This window comes from Sporofaciens musculi (assembly GCF_009830285.1).
Lineage (GTDB): Bacteria > Bacillota > Clostridia > Lachnospirales > Lachnospiraceae > Sporofaciens > Sporofaciens musculi.
The window spans coordinates 3761606-3786052 of record NZ_WUQX01000001.1; the positions used below are offsets into that span (position 1 = coordinate 3761606).

Sequence of the window (24447 nt, forward strand, 5' to 3'; positions counted from 1 at the left end):
AGAAGCAGTTCAAAGAGGATATTCCATACTGTCAGGTTTTAGAAGATCTGGAGAAATAATGAATTATTGTAAAAACTGTGGGCATAAGTGGAAGCCTAGATGATAGTATCATATTGGCTTTACAATACGAAATATGATATAATTTAGATAATTTATTTTACGAGGTAAGAAATTATGGCATTGGTTATATGTCCTAAATGTAGTAAAGAAATACGTCAATATAGTGAAATTTGTCCTATATGTGGATTCCCTTTACAAAATTCATAGAAAATAATAATTTTAGACATAAAACATTCCACTGTGATAATTGTGGTTAGGATTTGTCAAGTAAAGTGTGTAAGTTTTATAAAATTTCCTTACCGGCAGTTTTCAAAGCTGCCGGTTTTTCGGTTGCTTTATATTTGGAGAATTAAAAAAGGTGCAAAGCCTCTAATAATTCAATAAAGACTTTACACCTTTGGTTCACGGAGTTACCTATTTAATTGTTATCATTATTTAATGGTGGTTTCTGATAAAGTTTTCGCTCAATACATTTCTTTTCAAAAGCAATCTGAGATTTAAGCTTTTCATGCCCGCCATCTTGATCTGCCATTTCTAAACGCTCTAATAAATCTAGGACATTTAAAAGATTAATATTTAACTCTTTTTCACCTGGCATATCCTTCACCTACTTTCTATAAGTGCCGTTTACTTTGGTATTTTTATTATATCAATCGGTGTTTTAAGTGTAAAGCCTTTATTCGATCATCAAAGAACTTTTGGATGATATTGCTATCCTGACTCCCTGTTATGGGAGTTTCATCTTAATTTTCAAAGACTCGCCAGGGGATTTCTTGAACCAATATGCCATGATCCATTTCTTTTCCTCATAAAAGTTAATCCTGTTTATATCAGTTGTTTTCTCTGTCATTTTTTATGACCTCCTTAAATTTTTTGTTGTTTGATTGAAATCTTTGAAATTCATGTTTTATGTTGTGCCTCTGGATATACTGGAATATCCTGATACTTAAAATACCCCAGTAACGTTGTATACGACTTGTACAGACATTTTGAGATATCTAACTCTATAGTTCCTCCCTATGAAGAAATTCAGGCACTAAAATAAGCCCCACAATCAATTCTGTTGAATCAACTGTGCGACTTATTTTAAAGTCTGAAATTCTTTCGTTGTCATACGTGCAAGAATCTCCTTTCTCTATACACTATTCGTTATGGATGCAACTTTGATTAATATTTAATCAAACTTAATCATGGTAAAAATCCTTTTGACATCTCATTTTCCTTGAAAAATCGGCATTTCTGAGACTTTTCTACATACACTCATTGGAGTTCGATTTTCTCATCCCCTGGTAGTAAAAATAGCTATAAACCTTGATTTTCGAGGATTACAGCTATTTTTTTAAATATTACAAAGTATTTGAGAGTGTTTCAAGATGTTTTAGAGTAATTAAAAGGTGCAAAATCTTTAAAAATTCAATAAAGACTTTACACCTTGTTCCATTTACTCTTGAATCGAAGCTGACAGCATCTGAGCCAGATTGTCTGCCGCAAGGGGTTCTAATCCACTTCCGATATTCTCCACAGCACAGGAAAGAATACATCCATTAGCCAGGCTTGTCCACAGCCTATACCCTTCCTCGCCTGCCACTGTATAGGAAAAGAACGACCATTGCCTCTCTCCAGCCGACAGCGTCTGAATCTCTCCTACCGTCCCCTGGTCATCCGTATTGGCGCTCATAAGATACTCGACCTCCTGCTTTGCTGTTGTTATCACAGAATTTTCATCTTCTGCCATCAGTCGAAGATTAACCTGGGTACTGCTTGTACCGTCCGCACCCATCCGCTGAAACGCTACCTGCTGTTCTGAGCTGAATTCCACATCCTCAAACCCTTCCGGTCTGGCAATGGAAATCTTAACGCTTCCATCCTCCGTAGATAGAGTAGATATTCCATCAATCGCATTTTCATCCTTCTCTTTTGGCTGATCTACTCCTGCTGTCACATCTGCACCTGTTGCCTCAGCGGAAGCCTCCTGCTTTGCTGTATCAGGTGTATCCTTCTTCTCATCCTTGTCTCCGCATCCTGTAAATACCATGCTAGACGCTACAATCAACCCAATTAAAATTCTTTTCATACACTCAACCCCATCCTACATTTTTTATACAACTCTATTTTGTGCTTCGCCTATCGCCCTATTTTTCCATAGGTTTCACCCTTCTGGCTTAAGCAAAACGAAAATCGTCAAAGCATTTTATATTTTACCATGTATCTCCATCAAAGTCCATTTTATTCTGTAAAAATATAGGAGGTTCTTGCAACATTTTCTCAAACAAGCTATAGTAATAATATCATTTACAAAAATATCTGGAAAGGAACTATTTATGAAGCTGAATAATAAAACAATCCTTTTGGGAGTTACAGGAGGAATTGCGGCATATAAAAGCGCATCCTTAGCAAGCCTCCTGGTTAAATCCGGTGCAGAGGTCCGTGTCGTCATGACAGAGCACGCAACCAATTTTATCAATCCCATTACCTTTGAAGCCCTGACAGGGCACAAGTGCATCACAGATACATTCGACCGCAATTTTGAATTCAAAGTAGAGCATGTTGCCCTGGCCAAGAAAGCAGACTTAATCATTGTAGCGCCGGCAACCGCCAATGTAATTGCCAAGCTTGCCCATGGGCTGGCTGACGACATGCTCACCACCACCATACTGGCAAGCAAAGCGCCAAAGCTTATCGCCCCTGCCATGAATACCGGAATGTATGAGAATCCGGTTACCATAGATAACCTCTCACTCCTCAGGCAGTATGGCATGGAAATCATTTCGCCTGCCAGCGGGCGTCTGGCCTGCGGTGATGTGGGCGCCGGAAAGATGGAGGAACCGGAGATTTTATTCGAGCACATTCTGCGCGCCTGCGCTTGTTCCAAGGACATGGCTGGCATGAAAGTTCTTGTAACCGCCGGTCCTACCCAGGAAGCCCTTGACCCTGTCCGTTACCTTACCAATCATTCCTCCGGAAAAATGGGCTACAGTATTGCAAAAGCCTGTATACTCCGAGGGGCCCAGGTTACGCTGGTGACTGGACAAACGGCTTTAAAACCCCCCATGTTCGCTGATGTGGTTCCGGTGACTTCAGCAGGAGATATGTATGATGCGGTCATATCTCGAAGCGATTCCATGGATTTGATCATCAAAGCCGCGGCTGTGGCCGATTACCGCCCAAGCCAGATCGCCAATGAGAAGGTGAAAAAAACTGACGCTGAGTTGTCCATTTCTTTAGAACGAACACGTGATATTCTAAAATATCTGGGAGATCATAAAAAGCCTGGACAATTCCTTTGCGGATTCTCCATGGAAACAGAAAATATGCTGGAAAACTCCCGTAAAAAACTGGATAAAAAAAATCTGGATATGATTGTTGCAAACAACCTAAAGGTGGCTGGCGCAGGTTTTGAGACGGATACGAATATTGTCACAATGATTACTCCAAAGGAAGCCACGGAACTTCCTATTATGAATAAGGAGGAGGTCGCATTTTGTATTTTGGATAAGATTCTGTCTATCTTAGACAGTAAGTCTTAGTTGGCAAGATAATAACATTTAACGAAAAAGTATCTTCTGGCATACGTCCCGCCAGAAGATACTAAGTTCTCTATATTCTTACTTTATTTTTCTTCGGATTCCCTCCGCTTTTTAAGCTCCTCCATAATTTCCAGATGTTTGCTCTCTGTCAAGCTATAGAAGAAAATGGGAACTGCACCAATCTAAAGCGCTCCCATGACTAACACAAATTTTATTTGCATAACTTCTATGGGTAGTATAGCAAATTCATTAATAACAAAAAAGGTAACTGACTCTTACCAATTACCTTCTCTTACATATCTATATTATGTACCCTCAAAACTGCACACAAGAAACTCTATTCTAAGCTCTATCTGATCTTCCATCTTCTTCCTTTACCTATCCACCTTTGGTCATGCCCTCGACCGATTAGTTGCGGTCAGCTCCATACATTACTGCACTTCCACCTCCGCCCTATCTACCTTGTCGTCTTCAAGGGGTCTTACTACACTTGGTAGGGATATCTCATCTTGAGGGGGGCTTCACGCTTAGATGCCTTCAGCGTTTATCCCCTCCCGGCTTGGCTACTCTGCCATGGCCTTGATTAGCCAACAGATCCACCAGCGGCCAGTCCATCCCGGTCCTCTCGTACTAAGGACAGCTCCTCTCAAATATCCTACGCCCGCGCCGGATAGGGACCGAACTGTCTCACGACGTTCTGAACCCAGCTCGCGTACCGCTTTAATGGGCGAACAGCCCAACCCTTGGGACCTACTTCAGCCCCAGGATGCGATGAGCCGACATCGAGGTGCCAAACCACTCCGTCGATGTGAACTCTTGGGAGTGATAAGCCTGTTATCCCCAGGGTAGCTTTTATCCGTTGAGCGATGGCAATCCCACTTTATACCACCGGATCACTAAGTCCTACTTTCGTACCTGCTCCACCCGTCGGTGTCACAGTCAAGCTCCCTTCTGCCTTTGCGCTCTGCGAATGGTTTCCAACCATTCTGAGGGAACCTTTGAGCGCCTCCGATACCCTTTCGGAGGCGACCGCCCCAGTCAAACTCCCCACCTGACATTGTCCCCAGACCGGCTTACGGCCTCTGGTTAGAAATCCAATACTGCAAGGGTGGTATCCCAACAGCGGCTCCATGGCAACTGGCGTCACCACTTCCTAGCCTCCCGCCTATCCTGTACATGCAATACCGAATCCCAGTATCAAGCTGGAGTAAAGCTCCATGGGGTCTTTCCGTCCTGGCGCGGGTAACCAGCATCTTCACTGGTACTTCAATTTCACCGGGTGCATTGTCGAGACAGTGCCCAAATCATTACGCCTTTCGTGCGGGTCGGAACTTACCCGACAAGGAATTTCGCTACCTTAGGACCGTTATAGTTACGGCCGCCGTTTACTGGGGCTTCAATTCTAGGCTTCGCTTTCGCTAACCTCTCCTCTTAACCTTCCAGCACCGGGCAGGCGTCAGCCCGTATACTTCACCTTTCGGTTTTGCACAGACCTGTGTTTTTGCTAAACAGTTGCTTGGGCCAATTCTCTGCGGCCAGTCTTACCTGGCACTCCTTCTCCCGAAGTTACGGAGTCATTTTGCCGAGTTCCTTGACAATGCTTCTCCCGTCGGCCTTAGGATTCTCTCCTCATCCACCTGTGTCGGTTTACGGTACGGGCACAATTCAAACTATAGCGGCTTTTCTTGACGCATGGCTCACATACTTCCCTACTCTTAATTCGGTCCGCATCACGTCTTCAGATTGATACACGGATTTGCCAATGTACCTCCTACCTCGCTTGCGCCGGTTTCTTCATTCCCGGCTTATGCTTTCCACACGTGTCCCCACAGTTCTGTTAAATTGTGGTACAGGAATCTCAACCTGTTGTCCATCGGCTACGCCTCTCGGCCTCGCCTTAGGTCCCGACTTCCCCAGGGCAGATCAGCTTTACCCTGGAAACCTTGGATATTCGGCCGGAAGGATTCTCACCTTCCTCTCGCTACTCATTCCGGCATTCTCTCTTCGATACCGTCCACAGCTCTTTTCAGTACTGCTTCCTCCAGTATCCAATGCTCCTCTACCAATCATTTCTGATTCCTAAGCTTCGGCAGTATGTTTCAGCCCCGGACATTTTCGGCGCAGGACCTCTCGACTAGTGAGCTATTACGCACTCTTTGAATGTATGGCTGCTTCTAAGCCAACATCCTAGTTGTCTTTGAAATCCCACATCCTTTTCCACTTAACATACATTTTGGGGCCTTAGCTGTAGGTCTGGGCTCTTTCCCTTTCGACTACCCAACTTATCTCGTGCAGTCTGACTCCCATACATCATCTACGCGGCATTCGGAGTTTGATATTCTTCGGTAAGCTTTGACGCCCCCTAGGAAATTCAGTGCTCTACCTCCGCAAGACTTGTATGAGGCTAGCCCTAAAGCTATTTCGAGGAGAACCAGCTATCTCCGGGTTCGATTGGAATTTCTCCCCTATCCACACCTCATCCCCACCCTTTTCAACGGATGTGGGTTCGGACCTCCATTGCCTTTTACGGCAGCTTCATCCTGGACATGGATAGATCACCCGGTTTCGGGTCTACTCCGACTGACTCTTGCGCTACCCTATGGGTATCGCTTGCCCTATTAAGACTTGGTTTCCCTTCGGCTCCATCCCTTAAGGACTTAACCTCGCCAGCCGGCGTAACTCGCCGGACCGTTCTACAAAAAGTACGCGGTTCATCTCATATGGATGTTCCACAGCTTGTAAACATATGGTTTCAGGTTCTTTTTCACTCCCCTCACGGGGTTCTTTTCACCGTTCCTTCACAGTACTATGCGCTATCGGTCACTAAGGAGTATTTAGCCTTACGGGGTGGTCCCCGCATATTCCCACAAGGTTCCACGTGTCTCGTGGTACTCTGGATCCCGCCATGTCATTTGTCTTTTCGCTTACGGGGCTTTCACCCTCTTTGGCCGGCTTTCCCAAAACCGTTCTGCTAAGACTCATGAATCAATTACGCGGTTCGAACCCCAGCGTGCACGCACACTGGTTTAGGCTCATTCCATTTCGCTCGCCGCTACTTTGGAAATCGAAGTTTCTTTCTTTTCCTCCGGCTACTTAGATGTTTCAGTTCACCGGGTTCCCTTCCTTAACTTATGAATTGGGTTAAGGATACTTGAGGTTTGCTCAAGTGGGTTTCCCCATTCAGAGATCTCCGGATCGTAGGATATTTGCTCCTCCCCGAAGCTTTTCGCAGCTTATCACGTCTTTCATCGGCTCTTAGTGCCAAGGCATCCACCATACGCTCTTTCTAGCATGACCAACTGAACTTGCGAAAACGGGATGTTTTGCTTGTTCTCACCGGTATAGCGTTACCGGCGTTGGCTTATAGGTTGTTTTTTGAATTCGTTTTCTCGAATTGGATATAATCTAAATGTATTTGGCATAACTGCCAAACATCATTCACACTAACACCTTTGCTTTTGCATTTGTGAAGTGTTCATTTAAATTACCTCGGATGTCTTGATTAAGATATTTATCTTATCATTTATTTCTTGTATGCGGTTTTCAAGGTACATGTTGACTGCTTTTTATCAGTCATTAGAAACCTGAATACTTAGCGAGGTCCCCCACGAGCTTAGTATGAAGATTGTTCTAAAGCCTCTGCTTTAAAACTTCCTCTATTCAAATCTCTAATCACTGGTAAAACCAGTTATCAGAACAGCACTGCCCTGCTGATTGGGTTGGCGTTGATAAGTTGTTGCTCATCCTTGCCTGTATCTATACCTAAAGACTCGGCGTAATCTTATCTTACGCACTCTGTCGTTTCAGGATGTTCACCTTACCTTTGCTTGGTGAACCACTTAAAAATCCAAACTCGACCTGCGCTTCGCCTGTTCTCATTAAGATTTTTAAAGTCTGGCGGCCACCTGCTCTCCCACACCGTCTCCAGTGCAGTACCATCGGCCGCTTAAGGCTTAACCTTCGTGTTCGGGATGGGTACGGGTGTTTCCCTCAAACGCGTCGCCACCAGACATTGCCATCATGGCTTTTAACAGCCTTGACAACTAAACAATAGACAACAATCCCTTACTCCTTTTCCGTTTTAGTTGGATTGCTCCAGACGAAAAAGTTTCTCTTTTCCTTAGAAAGGAGGTGATCCAGCCGCACCTTCCGATACGGCTACCTTGTTACGACTTCACCCCAGTTATCGGTCCCACCTTCGACGGCTCCCTCCTTTCGGTTGGGTCACCGGCTTCGGGCGTTACTGACTCCCATGGTGTGACGGGCGGTGTGTACAAGACCCGGGAACGTATTCACCGCGACATTCTGATTCGCGATTACTAGCGATTCCAGCTTCATGTAGTCGAGTTGCAGACTACAATCCGAACTGAGACGTTATTTTTGGGATTCGCTTGCACTCACGTGTTCGCTTCCCTTTGTTTACGCCATTGTAGCACGTGTGTAGCCCTGGTCATAAGGGGCATGATGATTTGACGTCATCCCCACCTTCCTCCAGGTTGTCCCTGGCAGTCTCTCCAGAGTGCCCACCCGAAATGCTGGCTACTGAAGATAAGGGTTGCGCTCGTTGCGGGACTTAACCCAACATCTCACGACACGAGCTGACGACAACCATGCACCACCTGTCTCCCCTGTCCCGAAGGAAAACTCCCATTACGAAGCTGTCAGGGGGATGTCAAGATCAGGTAAGGTTCTTCGCGTTGCTTCGAATTAAACCACATGCTCCACCGCTTGTGCGGGTCCCCGTCAATTCCTTTGAGTTTCATTCTTGCGAACGTACTCCCCAGGTGGACTACTTATTGCGTTGGCTGCGGCACCGAATGGCTTTGCCACCCGACACCTAGTAGTCATCGTTTACGGCGTGGACTACCAGGGTATCTAATCCTGTTTGCTCCCCACGCTTTCGAGCCTCAACGTCAGTCATCGTCCAGCAGGCCGCCTTCGCCACTGGTGTTCCTCCTAATATCTACGCATTTCACCGCTACACTAGGAATTCCGCCTGCCTCTCCGACACTCTAGCATGACAGTTCCAAATGCAGTCCTGGGGTTGAGCCCCAGCCTTTCACATCTGGCTTGCCAAGCCGTCTACGCTCCCTTTACACCCAGTAAATCCGGATAACGCTTGCCCCCTACGTATTACCGCGGCTGCTGGCACGTAGTTAGCCGGGGCTTCTTAGTCAGGTACCGTCATTTTCTTCCCTGCTGATAGAGCTTTACATACCGAAATACTTCATCGCTCACGCGGCGTCGCTGCATCAGGGTTTCCCCCATTGTGCAATATTCCCCACTGCTGCCTCCCGTAGGAGTCTGGGCCGTGTCTCAGTCCCAATGTGGCCGGTCACCCTCTCAGGTCGGCTACTGATCGTCGGCTTGGTAGGCCGTTACCCCACCAACTACCTAATCAGACGCGGGCCCATCTTACACCACCGGAGTTTTTACCACCAAACCATGCGGTTTTGTGGTCTTATGCGGTATTAGCAGTCATTTCTAACTGTTATCCCCCTGTGTAAGGCAGGTTGCCCACGCGTTACTCACCCGTCCGCCGCTCAGTCACAAGAATCCTCATCCGAAGAATCGTATTCAAGTGCTTCGCTCGACTTGCATGTGTTAGGCACGCCGCCAGCGTTCATCCTGAGCCAGGATCAAACTCTCGTCTAAAAAGCTTAGGTTTGGTCTTTCACAAACCTTAGCGTTTAGACGCTACACAGTTCTTAGCGAGGTTTCCCACGAGCTTAGAGCTGTGTAGCATCCTTTTCGTTTAATCTCGGTCAAGAAAAATGCTCGCTTTTTCTTTTCCCGTTATTACTGTTTATAAGGTTGGTTTTAAACTTCTGAACCATCCGGCTAAGCCAGACTTTTTCTTTCATTTAAAACCACGTTCTGAAATTTCTCTCAAGAAATTTTCAGGGTTGTTGTCTATTGTTTAATTATCAAGGTTCTTTGCTGTTCGTTGTTCTCTTGCGACAGCTATATTAGATTATCACATCTTTCGTCGCTTGTCAACAACTTTTTTCAAGTTTTTTCAAACTTTTTTTGCTGTCGTTCTTTGTATTTCTTTGCTCACCTGACAGCTCAATTAGATTACCATATATGTCATATATTGTCAACAGCTTTTTTTAATTTTTTTAAATATTTTTTATCTACCCGCCGGATAAGCAATTTCTTCCCCATATTTTGCGTACAAAATCCCGTCTATACTATAACAATAGGGATTCTCGTCTGCCACTTCAATGTACATAAGATTGGTAAAACCGTCAAAAGCTCCCTGTTCAATTTCGCATATATTCGCCGGAATATAGATTTCAAACACATCTTCTCCCACACCGCAAAATGCATCTGCCTTGATTCCGACACATTTTTCGTCTGAGGCAATCGCCAAAATCCCATCCATTAATACAAGAGAATCCGTAATTCCGACAATATATCCCTGACGATCTACAAGAAATCCGCCAATATCTCTGATTTCGTCAACTATATCCGTAACCTCCCCATCTTCTTGAATTGGCGGCGCATCAACAAGCGGAGCATCAACAGCAGCATTATCCTCCGGTTCTGCTATCCCTGTATCCCAGGAATTCTCCAGTGACCATATATCCTTTTCTGGCCACAGCTTCTCCGTCCAGCCAAAGTTCCATGAATCTACTTCTTCATCCTTTATATCTACCGTGTTCATCTGCTCTGGATACTCCACCCGACCTCTGATTCCTACGATCTGCCGATACTCCTCTATCATCTTCCCTGTCACGTTTTTCGAGTCCTGTCCACACATCTCCATGGGCGTATTGCCTGCATTTCCAACAATGGGTTCTGCCTCCCCATAAACCAAACCACAGCTTTTCATCATCGTCCCGCCATATACTCCAGTATCCTCTGACATTATTCTGAAATCTACCCCATAGCTTCTGATACAGCAGTACAAAAGCACTGAAAACACAATGAGCAGGCTTGCTCTGGCAACCCGCTCACAGTGTACAGTACTCACACCAGGCATCCTAAGTCTGAGAACCATCTCCATAACAATCTACTCCTCCAAAACTCACTTTTTTTGATTTCCGTTTACCATCTCCTTCTATCTTGATACTTCTTTCTGCTATATATGTCAAGTTTTTTTCCAAATTTTTCCAAAAAATATGTAACAGTTCAGCCTTCTGGCTTCACTGTTACTCATATATGCACCTCTTTATCCCAAACCTATTCAGACAGTTTCCTCTCAAAACGGTCCTTACGCGGGTCTGCCGGAATTTTAGTCGGATATTCCCCCTGAAAGCAGGCAGCGCAATAATCCTCACTGTCTATCAGTTTATCCAGCTTTTCTACTGGTAAATATCCCAAAGAATCTACTCCAATGATCCTTGCAATCTCGCCCATACTATGATGGCATGCAATCAGTTTTTCCTCTGAATCAATATCCGTACCGTAATAACAGGGATATAAAAATGGAGGGGCAGAGATTCTCATATGGATCTCTTTCGCTCCGGCATCACGCAAAAGTTTTACAATACGTTTGCTGGTCGTCCCTCTGACAATGGAATCATCAATCAGTACAACTCTTTTTCCATCAATTACCTTCTTGACAGGACTCAGCTTAATCCTGACCTTATCCAGACGTTCATTTTGTCCCGAAGAGATGAATGTCCTTCCGATATACTTATTTTTGATCAGCCCGATCCCGTAGGGAATACCGGATTTTTTCGCATACCCCAATGCCGCGTCCAATCCGCTGTCTGGAACGCCGATCACGATATCCGCGCATTTTGGATAGCTCTCTGCCAGTAATTCTCCGGCTTTCATCCGGGATTCATGTACGGATATGCCGTCTATAACAGAATCTGGTCTTGCAAAATAGATGTATTCAAAAATGCAGATTCTCCGTCTCTGTTTTTCACAGTGTTCCCGCCTTGATTCCACACCGTTTTCCGTAAATACCAGAATCTCTCCCGGCAGCACATCACGGATAAACTCTGCTCCTACCGCTGACAGAGCACAGCTTTCAGATGCAGCCACATATGCCCCGTCCGCCGTCTTTCCATAGCAAAGCGGCCGGAACCCATATGGATCTCTTGCCGCAATCATCTTTGTAGAAGAAATCATCACCAGCGAATAAGCGCCTTCCAATAAATTCATGGTATTGCTGACTGCTTCCTCAATGCTTGGCGTCACAAGCCTTTCTCTCGTAATCACATAAGCGATGGTTTCTGTATCACTGGTTGTATGGAAAATGGCTCCCGATAATTCCAGCTTATCGCGAAGCTCCAATGCATTGCTTAGATTCCCATTGTGCGCCAGCGCCATCTTTCCTTTCTGGTGATTGACTTCAACAGGCTGGCAGTTATTTCTTGTATTTCCTCCGGTTGTTCCATATCTTACATGTCCCACCGCCATATTTCCCATCGGAAAATGGGTGAATGTATCTTCAGAAAATACTTCACTGACAAGTCCCAGATCTTTATAAGAAGAAAATACGCCGTCATCATTCACAACAATCCCACAGCTCTCCTGTCCTCTGTGCTGCAGGGCATACAGCCCATAATAAACAATGCCTGCCACATTTCCTTTTTGGGTACCCATCACTCCGAATACACCGCATTCTTCATGAATAGCCATAACCTCATTCCCTCCTGCTATATAGAGTATTCTGCACAAAAGTCGCAAAATGTCCTGACTTTTATTCCACATCCTGAAGGGCGTCAAAACCTTCTTCACCGGTTCTTACTTTTACCACATTTTCCACATCATAAACAAAGATCTTTCCATCTCCAATGTGTCCTGTGTAAAGTACCTTCTTCGCTGTGTCAATCACCTTGCGGACCGGAACGGCGCTGACTACGATATCCACCTGTACTTTTGGAAACAGATTCGCCTCAACCTGTACGCCGCGGTAATATTCCGGTTTACCTTTCTGAATCCCGCATCCTAAGACATGGGATACTGTCATACCAGTAATCCCAAGCTTCATAAGCGCATTCTTTAATGCTTCAAATCTGGATTCCTTACAGACAATCTCAATCTTTGTAAACTTCGGAGTTCCTTCTTCAAATGCAGGAACTTTCTTAACAGGGATCGCTTCCGCAACCGGAATATCACCGGATACCGCCACAGGATCATTTCCCTCTTCAATATACTCTGGAAGCATTGCAAAACCTGCATATGCAGAAGGGAGACCATGTTCTGCCGCATCAAGGCCGGCCATCTCTTCTTCTCTGTCTGCACGAAGACCCGCAATCGCTCTGATCACAAGAAATGTAATCGTTATAGTAACCGCCGTCCATGCTGCGACACTGACAAAACCGATAAGCTGAAGTTTTAATAACTCAAAACCGCCGCCATAAAACAGACCAGTTAAAGTTTCTCCCGAAGCATTTGCAATACTGTATCCAGGAGCCGTATCTGTAGCAAATAATCCGACTGCCAGTGTACCCCAGATCCCATTCATGCAATGCACTGCAACTGCTCCGACCGGATCGTCAATACGAAGTACATGGTCAAGAAGCCAAACACCAAACACGACCAAAAAGCCTGCAACTACTCCAATCACAACCGCACCGAATGCATCCGTCACATCACACGGCGCTGTGATTGCCACAAGTCCTGCCAAAGATGCGTTCAGACACATGGAAACATCCGGCTTTCCATATTTTATCCATGTAAAGATCATACAGACAACTGTTGCAACAGCCGGTGCGACTGTTGTTGTCAGGAATATAGAACCAAGCTGCGCAATAGAAGTTGCAGCCGCACCATTAAATCCATACCAGCCGAGCCAGAGAATAAACACTCCAAGCGATCCAAGTGCAATGCTGTGTCCCGGAAATGCATTTACTTTCAAAACTTTTCCGCTCGTATCCCTGGTAAATTTTCCGATACGGGGACCAAGAATTTTTGCACCGATCAATGCGGAAATACCGCCTACCATATGAATCGCACAGGAGCCGGCAAAATCGTGGAAGCCAAGCTGCGAAAGCCATCCTCCTCCCCAGATCCAGTGTGCTTCGATCGGATAGATCAGCGCAGAAATCACACCGGAATAAATACAATAGGAAAGAAATTTTGTACGTTCTGCCATTGCACCGGAAACGATGGTCGCCGTTGTAGCACAGAATACAAGGTTAAATACAAAGCTTGAAAAATCAAACTCTGCATATGCCGTAAACAAATCGAATCCTGGCTTTCCGATAAATCCAAACAAGTCTTCTCCCATCAGCAAACCAAAGCCAATCAGTATAAATACTACGGTTCCAATACAAAAATCCATCAAGTTCTTCATAATGATATTTCCTGTATTTTTTGCCCTGGTAAAACCTGCCTCTACCATTGCAAAACCTGCCTGCATCCAGAACACTAATGCGGCTCCAATTAAAAACCAGACTCCAAACACTTCGCCGGATACTGCTTCCTGCACAAGTTCTTTCATAGCTTCATCCATATTTTTTTCCTCCAATCAGGTTAAATTTATCAACTTATTTTACGCCAAACAGTAAATTCTACGTCTTCCGCACCTGTAAGCCGCATCGCTGTTTCTTCCAATTCATCGGTCTTGACCGCAATCTGTTCTTCCAATCTTGCAAGTTTTTTTAGAAGTCCCTCCCATCTGGACTTAAGCTCCGGCATCCGTACATTCTTTTCATCCAGCAAATGCGGCATACAATCCGGTGTTGTACGGTAAAGCGGCTGGAATACTTTACATCCAAAAAATCTGATACATTCTTCATAATCCCACTCCTTCCAATTTGAAAATAAAAAGGCAAGGATGGCTTTCATGACGCTTTTCCCTGCGCCGCAAAAGACCCCCTTGCCTTTTATATCAAATCGTGTATTTTCATTTGTAAAGTAAAAAGCGTCTCTGAGAACTTCATCTCAAAGACGCCCTTGCCTTTACATGTTGGATGATACACCCTTTAAAATCATTTGTCAATCCTTTTTTAATTTTTCTATCGTTTTTAAGTAACAGTTCAGCCTACCGGCTGGACTAACTGGTATTACACCGGCTAAAATATAGCCGGTGTACCCATAAATAATTTCTTCAGCGCGTCTATGGACTTCCGTTTCATGGCACCTTTTGACTATGTGAAGGCTGAACTGTTACAAAAATATTATTAATCCGCCATTCGCAGCCGTTCCACTACACTCTGCTTCTCAAGATTTTTAAAACAGATATATGGAATCAAAACTGCAAGCGCCAGTAAAAAGGGCGTACATCCAATCAGCGGCAGCAAGGTAAACCGGAACGTAGAATAACCATCCGCCACCAGCGCCCGCACAAGCACACCGACCACAACGACGCTCAATACATAAGAAACCGCCAGTGTCATACCTGCATAATAAAGCCCTTCAAAGGTCAACAGCCTGCGAAGCTGCCGCTTCGTCATTCCCACACTCTGAATCATGGCAAATTCCTTCTTTCTGGAAATAATCGCTGTAACCATGCTGTTGACAAAATTCAATATTCCTACCAGCGCAATTACAACACTGATTGCGTACCCCGTCACAGCAGAGGAACGGGTTTCCGCTTCGTACTGTTCTTCGATGGACTTCCTTGAGACAATGTTCATTCCCGCTGCCTTTGTCTGCTGGTATTCCTTAAGAAGCTCGGACGCACTCTTTGTCTGACTGTCGGCTACATTGAAATAAAATTTCCTCAGATTGCTTTCCTGCCATAACTGGGTAAATGTATCCGCCGGAATCACCAACGGAATATCGAAGACTGCCCTGGTTCCCTTTACCATCGGACTTAACGGAAGCAATACTGCCATGACCGTAAATTCTCTGCCTTCTATCTGAAGCTTTTCTCCCACAGAATAAGTGGGAAGGAGTTCTTCTCCTTCTGCCGACGGACCAATGGCAAGGACATATTCTCCGCCTGCGAATTTCTCTGCATCATATTCTCCTGCCGCCACATACTGCTTGTCAACAGCCGCCTCAAGAATCAATCCGTCAGCTCCGTAGACCGTATGAACAGCCTCGCCGCCAGAGAGCATCTCGTCGTATTTCTTCTTCCATTCCGAAAATGTAGGGTCAAAGGAAGCAAAATCCTCCAAAGTTTCCTCTGTATAAAAAGTCTTGAAGTTCTCACAAGCCTGTTGGCTGACAGGCATACTTATCTCGCGGCTGTACAGGCGTCCGGTTTCCTCAAGTCCCTCCAGCTTTGAAATATCCCCAATCAGGCTAATGTCAATCGTAGGGCTTGCCGGGTCATAACCGCTCACACGTTCATTTGTCGCATCGTCAATCTGAAAATCTGCCGCCGCATATTCAATTAAATATTTCTCCATATCAAAACTTGCATTTTTTGCATAGAAGAAGCTCATCAAAACCATCCCAAGGGTCAATGAACCAACCACTAGAACCGTCCGCTTCCGGTTGCGCCAGAGATTTGCCCACGCCATCCCAAAAAGCGACGCGCCGTTTTCACTCTTTCTGCTTTTTCTCTTAGAACCACCGTCCCGATCCGTATACCTAAGAGCCTCCACAGGGGAAACCTTTCCCGCCGCCCGCGCAGGCAACAGGCAGGAGGACAGTACAGTGGCCAATGCAAACAAGGCCGAACCAATAAAGATGATGGGATTTGCGGAAACCAACACATCCATCTCTGGACTGGAAACCAATATTGGAAACAGCCGAATCCCAAGCAGATAACCAAGGAGTAGCCCCGCCGGAATCCCTGCCAACGACACCAGGCACCCTTGTCCAAGTATCATCCTGCGAAGCTGCCTCTTCGTCATACCCAGAGTCTTTAGCTTTCCATAAAACTGAATATCCGAGGCAACGGATATTTGGAATATATTGAAGATAATCAAATATCCGGCAATGAATACCAGCGCCATCCCTCCATACATAGAAAGATTTTCCGTCAAAATACTCTTCTGGACCTCATCAGAGTATGCCAGATTCATATTGAACTCAAGCTCATTTAGCCCGCAGTCTGAAAGAACCTTTGCCGTTTTTTCCTCAATATTTTTCGTATCACTGAAGGAAATACCCGTCATACGCATACCGCAGAACTGACCGTCCTGAGGTTTTTCGGCGCCGCCGCAGGCTTGTAGGGCGAATTCCTCACTAACCCACGCCATACTTGCATAGGTGGAAAGGTTTCCCTCCCAGAAGCCGCAGAGGGTAAAGGTACTCTCCGTCATTTCATCGGACTTATAATCCTTCTTCCACATAAGGGTCACCTGTTCTCCCAGCTCACAGTCGCCCCCAAGCCTTTGAAGGGTCAAGGTGTCAAGGGCAATCTCCCCGCTGTTTTGCGGCATCCTTCCCACAGACGGATAAGCGAAATCATCCCTTGCATACTGTTCGCTAGCATAGCGAATCTCCACCTGTCGTCCGGCAATACTCTGATTCTCGGCTACCCCTACCACAATACTCCTTCCAATTTTCTTCACATCCGGATGCGCCGCGATTTTTTCAATCTGGTCGTCTGTAATCTCCTTGCAGGTTGCATGAGCGCTGGTGCCGGACTGGTGCAGATACATTTCCGTCATAGTCTTTCCCAAACTCTGGGTCAGAGTAAACAATGTGGTAAACATCATCGTTGTCATGATAACCGCCAGTACTGCCACCAGATTCCTGCCTCGGTTCTTTTTAAGGCTTCGCATCGTCAGTATTCCTACCATTCCCTGCTGCTCGTTTGCTGTCTTTTTCATATTCTTCACCGCCTTACTCACAAATCCTGCCGTCCTCAATCCGGATACAACGGTCTGCCTGGGCCGCAATCTCCGGATTATGGGTAATCATAACGATTGTCTGGCTGTATTTCCTGCTTGTAACCTTCAAAAGCTCAATCACCTCGTCGCTGGTGCGGCTGTCTAAGTTTCCAGTCGGCTCATCCGCCAGCACAATCGCAGGCTTCCCTGCCAGCGCCCGCGCAATCGCCACCCGCTGCTGCTGCCCGCCGGACAGGGTGTTTGGCATGTTGTAGATTTTTTCATCAAGACCAAGCAGGGAGATAATCTCTCGGATGAATTTTCTATCCGGTTTCTTACCGTCAAGGCGGATCGGCATGGTAATGTTTTCATATACATTTAAAACGGGAACCAGATTATAGTTCTGGAAGATAAAGCCAATACGCTGGCGGCGGAAAACCGTCAAATCTTCGTCGTTTAGCTTCCCAAGTTCAAAATCGTCCACTCGTACGCTTCCAGAGGTTGGGCGGTCCAGACCCCCAAGCATATTGAGAAGAGTAGATTTTCCGCTTCCGGAGGTTCCGATAATCGCCGCGAATTCTCCCTGCTCTATGGAAAGATCGATACCCTTTAAGGCGTTTACCACATTTGGCTCTTTTCCGTATTGCTTCGTAAGATTTGTTGTGCTCAAAATACTCATAACAGATTCCTCTTTTCTATATTTGCTATGCAAATATCCTACGTCATTTCCCCGATTTCCGCCACATGAAATGATTAAACTAATATCTATGAGGTAAAATCTATTATGTAAACCTATTTACTCCGGAATCGGAATCATAACCTTAAGCACGAATTTCCCGTCCCTTGCCTTTACCGTACACTGGCCGTCATATTTTTCTACCGCCTTCTCAATATTGGACAGTCCAAACCCATGAAGGAAGGCATCCTCCTTGCTGGTCTTACGTTCCCGCGGCAGCTCCATCATCATATTATTCTCCACAGCCACCACCAGCATATCGTGAATTCGGGACGCCTTTGCCGTAATAAGCCGCATACTCTCAGAGAGCTTCTCACTGGCTTCAATCGCATTGTCCAGGGCATTTCCAAAAATAGCGCTGATATCCAGAGGCTCCAGAAAGTCACTTGCCTCAAAGCGGATAACTGCCTGAAAATCAATCTGCTTCTCTCTTGCTTTTTTCATCTTATCTCGGATAATGATGTCCAGGAAATCATTTCCCGTATGATAGTAGGCTTCATAATCCTCTATTTCCTCCCTAAGCTTCTCTATGGACGCCCCCACCTCCTTGGAATGGCCCTCCTGGGCCTCAAGCACAAGCAGGTGGTTCTTCATATCATGATAAATACTCCGCACCCGTTCTTCTTCGCTGACTTTATCGTGCAAGTATGCAAGCTTCATCTCCAACTCCCTGGCTCCGTATTCGGTTTTCAGGGAATTGCTGATATAAGCCGCCAGATAAATACCCCCAAAGCTGGAAAATATGGCCGCCCCGCAGATAGGATATACGATGGCCATCTCCTCCGGCATAAAATAGATAATCGTGAAAATAGATACCACAGGGGCAAGCAGCAGGATATCCACCAGCATCCACATGCGCGGAGTAAGCTTCTTCATAATCTGAAGCAGATATTTCCGCAAAACTATTGACGCAGCCAGCCAGAACAACATCCTAAGAAGGAGAAAGCAGGTATGGACAAAGGTACTTACAAGCCAGGTTTCTCTAGTCCATCCGTCATAGGTATAACCCGGCGCATCAGTCAGCCTAAAAAACAGCCTTGACCCTGTATCCTCCATGAGATAATTCACTGCGATCACAGCCGGATAGAATACCATCACAGCCGTCAGCTTTTCCATCCATCCGCCCTTATAAAACAGTGCAATATACAGGATAAATCCAACCAGAGGCCAGAGAAGCCCCGCTAGATCGTTGGAATATACCACAACATTAAAAAGCATAGGACATATCAGAAATGCCCCAATCTCCAATACAAAAGGCTTCCTCATAGGCAGAAAAGTACGAAGCATCCGGAAAATGACCAATGCATTTCCCCACAGTAAGAGAAAAGAAATCAAATCCAGTAATCTAATCATAGCCTGTCACCCCAGTATTCCGTCAGTTGCTCCATAAATTCCTTTCGTTTTGGCTGGCTGATGGTCAGTGTCTCTCCCGTTATCAGAGAAATCTCCAATTTTTTTACCCCCTTCACATAGGACAGATTCACCAGACAGCCGCTGTGGCACCGCACAAAGCCATGGGGCGCCAATTCCTGGGCCACCTCCTTCATACTCTTGTAGCAGATAATATTTTCCTGTTCCGAATAGAACAGTAGGTTTCGGTTAAATGTCTCCACATACCGGAGGCTATTCAGCAGGATTTTGTATTTACCTGAGTCATTATTTACAACGATAAACGGGCTTTCCTCCTTCTGCCGGCGGGAAAGGAATCTGTCCAACTCTGATTTCAGGCGGGCGTATTTCAAAGGTTTGATTATGTAGTCCAACGCCTGGTACTTGTACCCTTCCAGACCATACTGGGTTAAGGTGGTCAGAAAGATAATACCCACTCCCTCATCCAGCTTACGAAGCTGCTTTGCAGTCCTAAGCCCGTCTAAGAGCTTCATCTGGATATCCAGGAAAATCAGGTCGATGGTGGTATCGTATTTCTCAATCAGCTCAAGTCCGTCGTAATAAACGGTAATCTTAATCTCCACGCTTTTTTCCAGCCCGTATTGTCTGATTAATTCCTTTAAGGAATCCACCAGCGCAGATTCATCGTCACAGATTGCTATGTGTATCATAATCTTTTATCTCCTTACTACAGTCCGACGCTGATTGCCTCCCCCACGCTCTTTACGCCGATTATCTTTACTCCGTCCACCTTCCCTACTGTTTTCACGGATACCTCTGGAATCACACAGGTAGTAAAGCCAAGCTTCTTCGCCTCCGCCACCCTTTGCTCAGGCATGGATACGGCCCGCACTTCGCCGCTCAATCCCACTTCCCCAAATACGATTACCTCCTCCGCAATGGGACGATTCTTGTAACTAGAGACAATGGCCAGCACAATTCCTAAGTCCGCCGCAGGTTCGTTTAACCGGATTCCTCCGGCAATATTTACATAAGCGTCATAACCGGACAGAGGCAGCCCAAGCCTTTTTTCTAGTACTGCCATCAGAAGATTAACTCGATTATAGTCTAATCCTGCCGCCGTCCTTCTGGGCATCCCAAAATTCGTCTTACACACCAATGCCTGAATCTCCATGAGCATGGGCCTGGTTCCTTCCATGGCACAGGCCACCACAGAGCCGGACGCGTACTTTGGCTTTCCGCTTAACATGAACTCAGACGGATTCTTAACCTCTGTAAGCCCCTCCTTTCGCATCTCGAAGACGCCAATCTCATTGGTAGAGCCAAAGCGGTTTTTCACTCCCCGCAGAATCCGGTAAGAGGCATGGCGGTCCCCCTCAAAATACAGGACCGTATCCACCATATGCTCAAGCACCCTGGGGCCTGCAACCGTTCCTTCTTTTGTCACATGCCCCACGATAAAGATGGAGATATTCAATCCTTTCGCAAGCTGCATGAAAATATTAGTGGACTCCCGCACCTGGGATACACTTCCCGGCGCAGAACCTACTTCTTCGTTGTACATGGTCTGGATGGAATCGATTACCACCATATCCGGCTTTTGCTGCTCAATGATTCCCCGTATGATATCAAGGCTGGTCTCACACAGAAGATACAGATTCTCCGTAAACTCTCCCATCCGGTTTGCCCGAAGCTTAATCTGTTTTAAAGATTCCTCGCCAGATATGTAAAGAAGCTTCCGCCCTGCCCCAGAGAGACGCTGACAGACCTGCAATAGCAGGGTGGATTTGCCGATTCCAGGATCGCCTCCCACCAATACCAGAGATCCCTTTACAATCCCCCCTCCCAAAACCTGATCCAATTCCTCGATACCGGTTATCATTCGGTCGTCTTCATCCGTCTCAATACTTGACAAGGTTACAACTTGGGCATCCCTTCTCTCTTTTACCGTCTTCGCTGCCGCCGGCGTTACCTTTTCCTCCACGAAAGTATTCCATTCCCTGCACGCCGGACACTGTCCAAGCCATTTCGACTCCTCGTGTCCGCAATTCTGGCAGAAATATACGTTTTTCTTTGCTTTTGCCATGTCTGCTTCTCCTTTATATCATTAACGCTCAAAAAAGGGCCGCTTTACGCAGCCCCTATTTCTTAAATTTTACTCTTAATGCCTGTATCTACAGTCATTATGCATTATTTTCAGTCAATCCAGATTACTTTCTGACTACTTTAACTGCTACCCGACGATTGGGCTCAAGCTCCGCACTGACGCTTAACTTCCCGCTTAAGTTCGTCTTCATAACCCCAACGTTCGCCTCATCCAGATATACCTCGTATTCGCTGTCTGCCCCAAGCTCCAGCGTAAACTGTGCATCCTTCATACCAGATACCTGAAAAGAAACCTTATCTTCATCCGCCTGAAAATTCTCCACAGCGGTTCCCGGAACCGACTCGTATACAAACATGCCGTTCTTTTCTAACTTTGTAATCTCAGCAAAAGTCTTAACTTTGTATATGTCGCCCTGAAACTCGTATCCGTCCAGCTTCGTCTTGCTTGCCAGCGTATAGTCTCCAAAACTAAGGGTTCCATCTTCTTCAGTCTTTAACAATTCTTTTACTGCTGCCATATTTATCTCTCCTCCTGAGGTTCTTCTTTTGTACCCCTATTATATCTCAATTTCGTCTGAATTTGTAGTCTTTGGCATAAATTTTATTTCTTTTTTAGACAGTCCGATCACCACTTCCGAATCCCTTAAAATCTGGCCGTTTAGGATTGCCTCAGCCAGTCCGTCCTCCAACTGGTTCTGGACTGCACGGCGAAGGGGACGTGCGCCGTACTTTTGGTCTGTCCCTGTCTCTACAATGTGCTTCTTCACAGAATCACGGATGTAAAGTCGAATGCCAAGCTGTTCTTCCGCCCGCGTTGTAAGCTCCCTGCACAAAAGCCCCACAATCTTTTTCATCTGCTCTGTGTTCAGCGGATGGAATACCAGAATCTCGTCGATTCGGTTTAAAAACTCTGGCCGGAAGATTAATTTAATCTCCTTCATGACATTGCCTTTCATCCGCTTATAGTCTCCAGCCGCATCCTCCTTAACATTAAAGCCAAGCTTCTTCGGGTCAATAATCGTCTGGGCTCCTGCATTGCTGGTCATAATAATCACTGTGTTACGGAAATCTACCTTTCGCCCCTGAGAATCCGTGATATGCCCGTCATCCAGCACTTGCAGAAGAATGTTGAACACATCCGGATGGGCCTTCTCAATCTCGTCAAATAAGATCACGGAATAGGGCCTGCGCCTTACCCGTTCGCTCAACTGCCCGCCGTCGTCGTGACCGATGTATCCCGGAGGCGCCCCAATCATCTTGGCGACGCTGTGCTTCTCCATATATTCCGACATGTCTACCCGTATCATAGACTCTTCATTTCCAAAAAGGGCTTCTGCCAGCGCCTTTGACAACTCCGTCTTTCCTACGCCGGTTGGCCCAAGGAACAAAAAGGAGCCAATCGGACGTTTCGGGTCTTTCAGTCCCACTCTCCCTCTCTTAATCGACTTCGCCACCGCAGTTACAGCCTCATCCTGTCCAATCACCCTCTGATGCAGTACCTTCTCAAGCCGGTTAAGCCTGGCGCTCTCGGTCTCTGCAAGTCTCTGCACCGGAATCTTTGTCCATTGGGAAACGACTTCTGCAATATCCTCCTGCGTCACTGCAAGCTGCCTTTCCTGATTCTTCTTTTGAAAACGCTTCTTTATCTGGGAAAGCTTCTTCTCTGCTGCCTCCTGCTCTCTGTGAATACGGGATGCACAAGAAATATCTCCGCTGCGGATTGCTTCCTCCAAGGCATTAGTCAATTCCTCAATCTCCGTCTCCATCTCCACAATATTCTCCGGAATCTTAAATCCTCTAAGGCTTACCTTTGAACATGCCTCATCCAGTACGTCAATGGCCTTATCCGGAAGAAATCGGTCATTCACATACCGGTTAGCCAGTTTTACCGAAGCCTTAAGCGCATCATCTTCAATCTCTACATGATGATGAGCCTCATATCGCTTCTTAAGTCCCTTTAAAATGTCAAGACAATGTTCTTCTGTAGGTTCCTCCACCGTGACAGGCTGAAACCTCCGTTCCAGAGCCGCATCCTTTTCAAGATATTTGCGGTATTCTGTAATCGTAGTCGCACCAATTAACTGCACCTCTCCCCTGGCCAGGGACGGCTTCATGATGTTGGACGCATTGATGGCCCCTTCCGCGCCTCCTGCTCCTATAATTGTATGCACCTCGTCCAGAAACAGGATGACATTGCCAGAAGACTTTACTTCCTGCAAAAGCCGCTTCATCCGTTCCTCAAATTCCCCTCGGTATTTTGAGCCGGCAATCATTCCCGCCAGGTCCATCGTCAGAATCCTCTTATCCTTCATTCCCTCCGGTACGTTTCCCGCGGCAATGCGAGCGGCGAGTCCCTCGATTACAGCCGTCTTCCCAACGCCTGGCTCTCCCACCAGACAAGGGTTATTCTTAGTCCTTCTGCTTAATACCTGGATTAGACGGTTAATCTCCTCCTCTCTTCCGATGACAGGGTCAAGCCTTCCTTCCTCCGCCTGTGCGGTCAAATCTGTTCCGAACTGCTCAAGCATTCCTTCCCGCTTCCTGCCGCCCTGAAGCATCTCATCCTGATACTCCTTGGGGTCGCCTCCCAGGACTGAAAAAATGTCCTGATATAGCTTCTGCATATTTATGTTCAGTGTCAGGAGTATGCGGGTCGCCACGCAGTCCGAATCCCGCATAAGGGCAAGCAGCATGTGCTCTGTTCCAATCTTGTCTGAGTGAAAATGGGCTGCCTCCACCTTACTCTCCTCCAGAATATACTCAAGCCGCGGACTGGTCTCAGGATGATGGGCTAAAGCTGCCTCCCCCACCGGACATACCAGCTCATCCACCACTTTGCGGATACTTTCCTCCTCTACCCCGTTCATTGCCAGCACCTGCCCTGCAACACCGGTATAGACCTCCCTAAGCCCAAGGAGGAGATGCTCTGTTCCGACGTAGGGGTGATTGAGCTTCCTTGCCGTATCCCTCGCTATCTTCAAAACCTTATTCGCCTGTTCCGTATAATTCATGAATGTTCTTTCCTTTC

16 protein-coding genes and 3 rRNA genes are annotated in these 24447 nt (G+C 46.2%); 2 read left to right on the plus strand and 17 right to left on the minus strand.

The genetic code is table 11. The features are described from left to right. Positions 1-174: 174 nt before the first annotated feature. Positions 175-267, plus strand: coding sequence for a zinc-ribbon domain-containing protein (locus tag GN277_RS32475; protein WP_159752724.1), 93 nt, complete (start codon positions 175-177; stop codon positions 265-267). Positions 268-478: 211 nt separating this feature from the next. Here GN277_RS32475 and GN277_RS19135 read toward each other — a convergent pair whose 3' ends face one another. From GN277_RS19135 to GN277_RS19140, 3 genes are all read right to left on the minus strand, one after another. Then, positions 479-658 (minus strand): hypothetical protein, encoded by a 180-nt coding sequence (locus GN277_RS19135; protein WP_159752726.1) that lies wholly within the window; start codon positions 656-658, stop codon positions 479-481. 129 nt (positions 659-787) lie between these two features. Beyond that, positions 788-910 (minus strand): hypothetical protein, encoded by a 123-nt coding sequence (locus GN277_RS30995; RefSeq protein WP_280178620.1) that lies wholly within the window; start codon positions 908-910, stop codon positions 788-790. 591 nt (positions 911-1501) lie between these two features. After that, positions 1502-2134: a hypothetical protein gene (locus tag GN277_RS19140; protein WP_159752728.1), complete on the minus strand. Its 633-nt coding sequence runs from the start codon at positions 2132-2134 to the stop codon at positions 1502-1504. 247 nt (positions 2135-2381) lie between these two features. Here GN277_RS19140 and coaBC point away from each other — a divergent pair, with 247 nt between their 5' ends. Further along, a complete protein-coding gene (gene coaBC / locus GN277_RS19145; RefSeq protein WP_159752730.1) occupies positions 2382-3587 on the plus strand; it encodes a bifunctional phosphopantothenoylcysteine decarboxylase/phosphopantothenate--cysteine ligase CoaBC in 1206 nt (401 codons plus the stop codon). Positions 3588-3975: 388 nt separating this feature from the next. On the opposite strand, the gene GN277_RS19150 is transcribed toward coaBC, so the two are convergent. The 14 genes from GN277_RS19150 to GN277_RS19215 all read right to left on the minus strand — a co-directional run bounded on the left by GN277_RS19150 (position 3976) and on the right by GN277_RS19215 (position 24430). Next, positions 3976-6884, minus strand: a 23S ribosomal RNA gene (locus GN277_RS19150). Between the two features lie 595 nt (positions 6885-7479). Continuing rightward, positions 7480-7597 (minus strand): 5S ribosomal RNA (rrf, locus tag GN277_RS19155). Between the two features lie 114 nt (positions 7598-7711). Continuing rightward, positions 7712-9242, minus strand: a 16S ribosomal RNA gene (locus GN277_RS19160). The 16S, 23S and 5S rRNA genes sit together here, the layout of an rRNA operon. 478 nt (positions 9243-9720) lie before the next feature. After that, positions 9721-10599 (minus strand): hypothetical protein, encoded by an 879-nt coding sequence (locus GN277_RS19165; protein ID WP_159752732.1) that lies wholly within the window; start codon positions 10597-10599, stop codon positions 9721-9723. A gap of 176 nt (positions 10600-10775) precedes the next feature. Beyond that, on the minus strand, positions 10776-12188 hold the full coding sequence (gene purF, locus GN277_RS19170) for an amidophosphoribosyltransferase (protein ID WP_159752734.1): 1413 nt from the start codon (positions 12186-12188) through the stop codon (positions 10776-10778). A 61-nt stretch (positions 12189-12249) separates the two neighbouring features. Next, entirely contained in the window at positions 12250-14007 is a 1758-nt protein-coding gene (locus tag GN277_RS19175) for an ammonium transporter (protein ID WP_159752736.1), read from the minus strand. A gap of 29 nt (positions 14008-14036) precedes the next feature. Continuing rightward, entirely contained in the window at positions 14037-14342 is a 306-nt protein-coding gene (locus GN277_RS30415; RefSeq protein ID WP_244324790.1) for a hypothetical protein, read from the minus strand. Positions 14343-14677: 335 nt separating this feature from the next. Continuing rightward, positions 14678-17227 (minus strand): ABC transporter permease, encoded by a 2550-nt coding sequence (locus GN277_RS19185; RefSeq protein ID WP_159752738.1) that lies wholly within the window; start codon positions 17225-17227, stop codon positions 14678-14680. A 13-nt stretch (positions 17228-17240) separates the two neighbouring features. Next, positions 17241-17906, minus strand: a complete 666-nt coding sequence (locus GN277_RS19190; protein WP_159752740.1) for an ABC transporter ATP-binding protein — start codon at positions 17904-17906, stop codon at positions 17241-17243. A 117-nt stretch (positions 17907-18023) separates the two neighbouring features. Then, on the minus strand, positions 18024-19316 hold the full coding sequence (locus tag GN277_RS19195; protein WP_159752742.1) for an ATP-binding protein: 1293 nt from the start codon (positions 19314-19316) through the stop codon (positions 18024-18026). Further along, positions 19313-20023, minus strand: coding sequence for a LytR/AlgR family response regulator transcription factor (locus GN277_RS19200; protein WP_159752744.1), 711 nt, complete (start codon positions 20021-20023; stop codon positions 19313-19315). Before GN277_RS19200 ends, GN277_RS19195 begins: the two co-directional genes overlap by 4 nt. A gap of 17 nt (positions 20024-20040) precedes the next feature. Further along, on the minus strand, positions 20041-21399 hold the full coding sequence (radA, locus tag GN277_RS19205; RefSeq protein WP_159752746.1) for a DNA repair protein RadA: 1359 nt from the start codon (positions 21397-21399) through the stop codon (positions 20041-20043). A 124-nt stretch (positions 21400-21523) separates the two neighbouring features. Beyond that, positions 21524-21937, minus strand: a complete 414-nt coding sequence (locus GN277_RS19210; RefSeq protein WP_159752748.1) for an endosialidase — start codon at positions 21935-21937, stop codon at positions 21524-21526. 39 nt (positions 21938-21976) lie between these two features. Next, on the minus strand, positions 21977-24430 hold the full coding sequence (locus tag GN277_RS19215; protein WP_159752750.1) for an ATP-dependent Clp protease ATP-binding subunit: 2454 nt from the start codon (positions 24428-24430) through the stop codon (positions 21977-21979). Positions 24431-24447 lie beyond the last annotated feature (17 nt).

Bases quoted from the DNA above. Each gene is read 5' to 3' on its own strand.
- GN277_RS32475 (WP_159752724.1), top strand. From the start codon at position 175: ATGGCATTGGTTATATGTCCTAAATGTAGTAAAGAAATACGTCAATAT.
- GN277_RS19135 (WP_159752726.1), bottom strand. From the start codon at position 658: ATGCCAGGTGAAAAAGAGTTAAATATTAATCTTTTAAATGTCCTAGAT.
- GN277_RS30995 (WP_280178620.1), bottom strand. From the start codon at position 910: ATGACAGAGAAAACAACTGATATAAACAGGATTAACTTTTATGAGGAA.
- GN277_RS19140 (WP_159752728.1), bottom strand. From the start codon at position 2,134: ATGAAAAGAATTTTAATTGGGTTGATTGTAGCGTCTAGCATGGTATTT.
- coaBC (WP_159752730.1), top strand. From the start codon at position 2,382: ATGAAGCTGAATAATAAAACAATCCTTTTGGGAGTTACAGGAGGAATT.
- GN277_RS19165 (WP_159752732.1), bottom strand. From the start codon at position 10,599: ATGGAGATGGTTCTCAGACTTAGGATGCCTGGTGTGAGTACTGTACAC.
- purF (WP_159752734.1), bottom strand. From the start codon at position 12,188: ATGGCTATTCATGAAGAATGCGGTGTATTCGGAGTGATGGGTACCCAA.
- GN277_RS19175 (WP_159752736.1), bottom strand. From the start codon at position 14,007: ATGGATGAAGCTATGAAAGAACTTGTGCAGGAAGCAGTATCCGGCGAA.
- GN277_RS30415 (WP_244324790.1), bottom strand. From the start codon at position 14,342: ATGAAAGCCATCCTTGCCTTTTTATTTTCAAATTGGAAGGAGTGGGAT.
- GN277_RS19185 (WP_159752738.1), bottom strand. From the start codon at position 17,227: ATGAAAAAGACAGCAAACGAGCAGCAGGGAATGGTAGGAATACTGACG.
- GN277_RS19190 (WP_159752740.1), bottom strand. From the start codon at position 17,906: ATGAGTATTTTGAGCACAACAAATCTTACGAAGCAATACGGAAAAGAG.
- GN277_RS19195 (WP_159752742.1), bottom strand. From the start codon at position 19,316: ATGATTAGATTACTGGATTTGATTTCTTTTCTCTTACTGTGGGGAAAT.
- GN277_RS19200 (WP_159752744.1), bottom strand. From the start codon at position 20,023: ATGATACACATAGCAATCTGTGACGATGAATCTGCGCTGGTGGATTCC.
- radA (WP_159752746.1), bottom strand. From the start codon at position 21,399: ATGGCAAAAGCAAAGAAAAACGTATATTTCTGCCAGAATTGCGGACAC.
- GN277_RS19210 (WP_159752748.1), bottom strand. From the start codon at position 21,937: ATGGCAGCAGTAAAAGAATTGTTAAAGACTGAAGAAGATGGAACCCTT.
- GN277_RS19215 (WP_159752750.1), bottom strand. From the start codon at position 24,430: ATGAATTATACGGAACAGGCGAATAAGGTTTTGAAGATAGCGAGGGAT.